This is a genomic window from Novipirellula caenicola (assembly GCF_039545035.1).
Lineage (GTDB): Bacteria > Planctomycetota > Planctomycetia > Pirellulales > Pirellulaceae > Novipirellula > Novipirellula caenicola.
In genome coordinates, this window is record NZ_BAABRO010000043.1 from 1 (window position 1) to 6,893 (window position 6,893).

Genomic DNA, 6,893 nt, shown 5'->3' on the forward strand with positions numbered 1-6,893 from the left:
TCCTCACTCCTCACTCCTCACTCCTCACTCCTCACTCCTCACTCCTCACTCCTCACTCCTCACTCCTCACTCCTCACTCCTCACTCCTCACTCCTCACTCCTCACTCCTCACTCCTCACTCCTCACTGCCTGCTGCAAGCTCGGCGCGGGCGGTCCAGAACGCTCGGGCGGCTCGGATGTAGGGGACGTGCGGCGCTAGCTCTTTGGGTGGCAACTTCTTTAGCCTTGCTTCGTATTGACCGAGCCAATCACGAAAAAACTCGACGCTTTGACTTGTCACTCGCGGCTGCCCGTCAAATTCGATGTACCACGGTGCACTGACGGCCGCTCGATAATGGTCTTCGTACAGCGTGACGACGCGAATCATCACCCAGCCGCTCTCTTCGACTTCCAGCGCCGGGATCACTCCGCCTGCTTTGGCAAACTCGTCCAGCCGGGCACTGTAAAAGACTTCTCCGTTGTGAATCACTTCCAAGTAGTCAACGGGATCGCGGACTGACAACTGAATCTCAGGCTGCAGCGTTAGCACCTGTCCGCTAGCAGCAGTGAACACGAAACCGGGAATCTGGCCACTGAGCATCGGCAACAACATCGGTCCGTTGGTCGCCACCGAGTTGCCGGTGAACGCACGATGCCACCATTCGGATTCGCTACGAACCGGGGCGGCCACTTCAGCGCCGGAGTCCAATTGGCGATACGCCTCCAGCGGTGCAGCGACGTAAAGCCGGTTGTACCCAACGGGCGTGCTACGTCCGTCCGATCCGCTGCCGGCGAGCGGTGGAATTCGGAATCCCGCTTCGAGCAGGTTGCTGTAAATACGCTCGGCCCACCGCCCTAACTCAGTCGGATGCTCGGTCCGCGGCGCCTCGGGCTCGCGGCCGTCGGTGGGGTTAAGAACCTTGCGATCCAGTCGCAACCAGTCTCCTAAAATGAAAAATCCGTCCACCCGCTGACTCGCCAACCAAACCGGCAGCGGCCAAGCAAACGGGTTTTCAATCGCCACTCGAACGTCCGTGCCTTCGCCACCGCCCCCATCATTACTTGTTCCGCTACCGGCGTTTCGATCGGTTCGATCTTTCCTGGGAATCGCGGCCAGTCGGGCGACAACGGGCAGCTGGGCGTCCGCGGTCGCCGGCGACGCTGACGTCGACAGTGCATGCTCCGCCGATGCATCCGTCTCAGCCGGTTGCGCGGACAAGCCGTAGAACAACAGACCGCGGTCGTGGACCGCGTCTTCGCGAATCCAGGAGGGATCATTAGCGGGCGGATCATCGCGATCGCGGCCGGCAATCGGCTTAGCATCCTCGTGTCCCAGCACGGCGGCAACGTGCAGGTCTTCGGATGCCATCCGTAGCGGCAGACTGTTGGGTGACGCGGGAACACAACAATCGCCGCTCGTCCACCCTTTTTCGAGCATGTTGATCATTCGTGGCAGACGCACCCCGTGCTCATCCAGACTTTCGGGTTCGAGCAAGAAATTGCCGCGAATGACACGGTATTCCGGGCCGCGGGTCAAGCGAAAGGTATAGGGACCATCGGGAAAAGAGACATCGAGCGTGCGGTCGATGACGACGCCCACTCCGGCAGGAACCGTACGCCGAACCGACATCCGCCGGCCACTTTCGTCGCCTCGAAAGATCTCAAGTCGTGCACTAGCGGGCTCGCCGGTCGTTTCGTCAGCAACCGTGATCGTCAGTTTGCCGCCAGCAGCGATGGTAGTCTTTGGAATGACGGCAAACGAGTAAACGCATGCGAGCGACAGAAGACAGGCAAGCGAGCGAGGATAGGAAGGAAGCATGGTAAGGGGAAGGAAAACCGAGGGTTGTGGCGATGGTTGGAAGAGCAGAACGAAGTGAACAACTCTAGCTTACTCGCCTGCAGGACGCCGGAGTGGTCGGACGGGGAAGAGATGTTTGGACGGGCGGGTTTTAGCATGGTGCGCCCCCAAAGTGCAGGTAAAGCCTGAATACACCCTCCCTCCGGGAGGGTCGACCGCATAGATGCGGGCGGGGAGGGCTAGGGACCTTAAATTGGCACCGTCTATCACTAACACTCCGAGCCCCACTCAGAGACGGCTGCCGCCGACTCTGACCTCCCCTGAAGGGAGGTGAAGCAGACTTCACCCTCCCTCCGGGAGGGTCGACCGCATGGATGCGGGCGGGGAGGGCGGGGGACCTTAGCTGGCACCGTCTATCTCTAACACTGCGGGGCCCACCCAGAGACGGCTCCGCCGACTCTGACCTCTCCTGAAGGGAGGTGATTACTATTCGGCGACGCTTGGGGGCGGCTGAGAACGTTGTCATCTTTCGCTGCGAGTCGGCAGTTCAACTTCGATTTCAAATCGGTTCGCGGTTTGCTCCTGCTAGTCGAAGACGCTGTAATCTGCCAAGTTGGCACCTAGCTGAATCCTTTTAAACCTTTCCACCGTACAAAAATTTGAAGTTGTGGCAGAAGATCTTTACCAAATCTTAGGGGTCGCTCGCGACGCCTCGAAAGACGATATCAAGAAAGCTCACCGCAAGCTGGCGCTGAAATACCATCCTGACAAGAATCCGGATAACAAAGGTGCACGCGAGAAGTTTAAACGTGTGCAGGAAGCGTACGATGTGCTCAGCGACGAAGAAAAACGAGCTGCCTATGATCGTTACGGTGCCGATTTCGAAAAGATCCGCGGCGGAGGATTCAATCCGCACGCCGCAGCGGGTGCGGGCTTCGACGGTTTGGACTTGGAACAGATTTTTGGAGGTCGCGGAGGCGGCGGCGACGTCAAGTTCGAAGGCGGCTTCTCGGACTTCTTCGAGCAGTTGATGGGCGGTGGCGCGGCGGGCCGCGGCGGGCCTGGCCGAGGTGCAGGACGCGGTCGACGTGCGGCTCCGCCGCAGCGTGGCGAGAACGTGCGGCACGAATTGGAACTGCCGCTGCAAACCGCCGTGCTTGGGGGCACGACCGAGTTCTACCTGAACCGCTCGGGCAAAAACGAAAAGTTATCAGTCGCGATCCCGCCCGGCGTGGAAACCGGATCTAAAATTCGCTTGCGTGAACAAGGCCAACCGTCGCCCAACGGAGGCCCGACGGGCGATTTGATTCTGCTGATCAAAGTCTCGGAGCATCCGCACTTTCGCCGGATCGGCAAGAACTTGGAACTCAAGATTCCCATCTCATTGCCCGAAGCGGCCTTGGGGGCAAAGATTGATGTGCCGACACCGAGCGGCACTGTGGCGATGACCATCCCTGCGGGATCGAGCAGCGGACGACGCCTTCGACTGAAGGGGCAAGGGATCCGCAGCCGCGATGGTTCCGCTGGCGATTTGATTGTCGAGTTACAAATTCGGTTGCCCGAAAAGCTCGATGACGAGTCGAAGGAGCTGATCGAAAAATTCGCCGAGCGCAACCCAATGAACCTGAGACACGATCTTTCGTTCTAAAGGTTCTGTCGTTCTAAGGTGATGAGCCCGGTGCCTTGGAAGTGCGTCCGTTTTTTGAATGATTCGTTATCCCCATCACAACCCGAAGCGTCAGCGAGGGAATTTCGATCATGATTCGGTCCCTCGCTGACGCGTCGGGTTGTGATAAATGCGCAACTTCAAAACGGACGCTTCGGGTTGTGATTTTTCTAAGCTCGGTGCCTAACGCCTCGCAAACTTGACTGTCCACGTGCGTCCTTCATGGCAAATCTCTGTGCGTTATCGGTTTCCTAAATCACGTCGTATTCTTCACAGTTCGCAGTTCACCGTGATCCTGCGTCGCGGCGTGTGTGTGGCCGACGGCGTGTTAGTGTTGTTCGCCGTTGAAAGCGAGCCGGGATCTCCGAGTCGATTGGGGGTGACGATCCCCAAACGCACAGGGAACGCGGTGGCAAGAAACCACTGGAAACGTCTGATCCGCGAGTCGTTTCGGACGCAGCAGGACCGGGTGCCCGACGGCATGAACTTGGTCGTCCGTCCCAAAAAAGGTGCTACCGCAGACTGGGCAAAGATCCAAAAATCGATTCCCTATTTGACTCGCAAAGCGGCCCGGCGATTGGGAAGCGAGAAGTGACACGGAGACACGGAGACACGGAGACACGGAGACAAGGAGACAAGGAGACAAGGAGAGTGGGAGATTGAAAAAGTTAAATTGACAATTGGAAATTGAAAAATGAGGAAGGGATTGCGGGTTTGAGCGTGGCTGGGGTGCCAGGCTGGCGCTGGGAAGGAGGGCTTGCCGGACTTCACCTCCCCTTTGGGGAGGTCAGAGCCGGCGGTAGCCGGATCTGGGTGGGGTTCGCAGTGTTCGAAATGGGCCGTGCAAACAGTGTTTCACCAGCCCTCCCCGGCCGCTTGCTGCGGCCGACCCTCCCGCAGGGCGGTTGAATTCAATTCTCCCCCACTCCCCCTCTCCGTGTCTCCCTCTCTCGCTTCCCCTCACCCCCCCTGGTCCCACCACCAGCGTTGGACGAGACGGGGGCGTTGGGCGTCGGCGGACGCTAGCGAATCGAGCGTTGCGTAACGTTTCACCTGTGTCGGCAGCGTCTGCTTTGCGTCGACCGACACGCCACCACTGGCGATCACGATGTGATGCTTTTGCTTGCCATGACGTACCGTGTGCATTGTTGCGATCGATTCGACCTGACGCGGGGCAGCCAACATCCAAGGACGATCGCTGTCGTATTGAATCAAGCTTTCGATCAATGCCTGGTGGACGCTCGATTCGGTGTAACGCTCAGCCAACTCGGCAATCGAAGCGGCTTGGTAAATCGATTCGAGTGCTCCGTAAATTGGATATTGCTGGCGAATCCGATTCCAATTCTGGTTGAAGCCAGCGACAAACATTTCGGTGCGTGGATCGCGGGTCAAATGGCCACGCTCGCCACTGGCAATCGCTCGCTCGTTCTGTCCGCTCAGCCGAATCGGTGTGCCTGCGAGCTCGAAGACGCGGCGATCGTTGTCCGAGCGAACGCTCCGCGGTACGGCAGTGAACCATAACCGCAACAACAAATCTTGCGGCGGGCCTTGGCTGATCAACGCGTCGACCGCGTCGAGATAATTGTCGGTTCCCTCAGGCAGCGGCTGTTTCCCCAACGCAAGCTGTTTCATATGCCGATCGGCCTCGACCATCACATAACCGATCACCGTGTCCGCAGGCGTCCCAAACACTTCGACGCGTTGCATCCCCAAAGCCACACGGACCGCTTCGGCTGCAGTGCCGATCGGAATCGATTTGTTTTGAATTTCCACCGCAACATGAGCGGCGTTCTGCAATCCTTCGCGTGTCGGATCAATCGTGCAACCGAACGACTGATGATGGCTTGCCGCGGTCAAACAGGTCAACAGAAAATCGAGCCGCAAGGTGTTACAAGCAGTGACACGATCACGATACCACCCCTGATATGTTTCGATGCCGCCGACTTCGCCTGAGAGGATAATGTCGTTGTCGGTAAATTGAACGAAACGAACTTCGGATAGCCCAGCAAGGTACTGAATCGAATCGGGAATTTTCTGACCCGAGACTTGGTAATGTGCCAGCGCGTCTCGCAGTCGACGCAGCGAGACGCTTCGCAGCGTCGATGGAGTGCGCCACGCCAACGGTGAAAATAGTGCTGCGTGATCACCCGCGGCTGCCGCATCGCCAAGTTCTGCGACGAGGTTCTCCATGACGCCCGAGTGCGGGACCGTCTCGCACGGACGCAGCGTGCCTTGCGGATCGACAAATACGCCTTGAGGGTAGGGTGCCATCGAACTGGGGCCACCAAGCGATTCCCAGGTATCGGGCACGACGGTTGTTTCAATCAATGTCATCAACGATCCAAAATCGGCAAACGAGCTGCCGCCAGCGGCACCGTTTGTGTTTGCGATGACTTGGTTCCTGGCGTCCGCGGACTCGATTTCGCGAAGCGTCGAATTGGCAGCCACGGAATCGCCAACAGCAGACTGAGCGGTCGAAATCTGAGCCAGAAATTGATCACGCTGAGGCAGTGTTGCAGCCACCGCATGCTGGCGAGCGACCGCAAACTCGCCCGATTCAAGGTGACGAAGCGGCGGTTGTCCCGAAGCATCGTGAACCAGGAACGATGCGGCCACAAACAAACTGAGCAAAAGCCAAAACGGAGAAGAGCGTATTGCCATGACAGATTCAGGGGGCCTGAGTCGGAAGAGAGAAGAAGCGAGCGAGCGTGAGCCGCGTGCATTCTACAGCAAATCAAGGGCCTCAGCGTTTTCGCATGCGTGGGTGAGTCGCAAGGTAGGGCGTTTTTCGCGGTGCACGACAAATGGGATCCGCATTGCCGGAAGTGGAAGCGATCCTAGGTGTGGCTTTTTGATCGAGGCAGATTGCAACGATTGGGGTGGGCCGGATCATGTTGCGTTCGGCAGGGTGAAGTTGACTTTACCTCCCCGCTGGGGAGGTCAGAGTCGGCGAGAGCCGGATCTGGGTGGGGCTCGGGGTGCTAGAAATGGACGGTGCAAGCATGGTTTCACCACCCTCCCTGACCGCTTTCAGCGGCCGACCCTCCCGGAGGGAGGGTGAATGACTTTACCTCCCCGCTGGGGAGGTCAGAGTCGGCGGTAGCCGGCTCTGGGTGGGGCTCGGGGTGTTAGAAATGGCCGGTGCAAGCGGTGTTTCACCAGCCCTCCCCGGCCGCTTTGCGGCCGACCCTCCCGGAGGGAGGGTAAATGATTTTACCTCCCCGCTGGGGAGGTCAGAGTCGGCGGTAGCCGGCTCTGGGTGGGGCTTGGGGTGTTAGAAATGGACAGTGCAAGCGGTGTTTCACCACCCTCCCCGGCCGCTTTGCGGCCGACCCTAGTATATGATCGTTGTGGTGTTTCGACTGGTTTTCACGTCGATTCGCTGTGATGACCTTTTCGCAGTCGCTCTGCGGAGAGGTCGCTGACTCACAGATCCGATCCGACCCCTCT

General features: G+C 58.6%; 4 protein-coding genes. 2 read left to right on the plus strand and 2 right to left on the minus strand.

From position 1 onward, the window contains the following. Positions 1–115 precede the first annotated feature (115 nt). Complete coding sequence (locus ABEA92_RS30915; protein WP_345689676.1) at positions 116–1,798, minus strand: CehA/McbA family metallohydrolase domain-containing protein; 1,683 nt, start codon at positions 1,796–1,798, stop codon at positions 116–118. Positions 1,799–2,444: 646 nt separating this feature from the next. Between ABEA92_RS30915 and ABEA92_RS30920 the strand changes: the two genes are divergently transcribed. After that, the gene (locus ABEA92_RS30920) at positions 2,445–3,425 is read left to right on the plus strand and encodes a DnaJ C-terminal domain-containing protein (protein WP_345689677.1); all 981 of its coding nucleotides are present in this window, start codon (positions 2,445–2,447) and stop codon (positions 3,423–3,425) included. 229 nt (positions 3,426–3,654) lie between these two features. Next, positions 3,655–4,038 carry a ribonuclease P protein component gene (gene rnpA, locus ABEA92_RS30925; protein WP_345689679.1) on the plus strand — a complete coding sequence of 128 codons (384 nt, stop codon included), beginning with the start codon at positions 3,655–3,657 and terminating at the stop codon, positions 4,036–4,038. Positions 4,039–4,403: 365 nt separating this feature from the next. On the opposite strand, the gene ABEA92_RS30930 is transcribed toward rnpA, so the two are convergent. Continuing rightward, a complete protein-coding gene (locus tag ABEA92_RS30930; protein WP_345689681.1) occupies positions 4,404–6,104 on the minus strand; it encodes a DUF1598 domain-containing protein in 1,701 nt (566 codons plus the stop codon). Between the last annotated feature and the right edge of the window lie 789 nt (positions 6,105–6,893).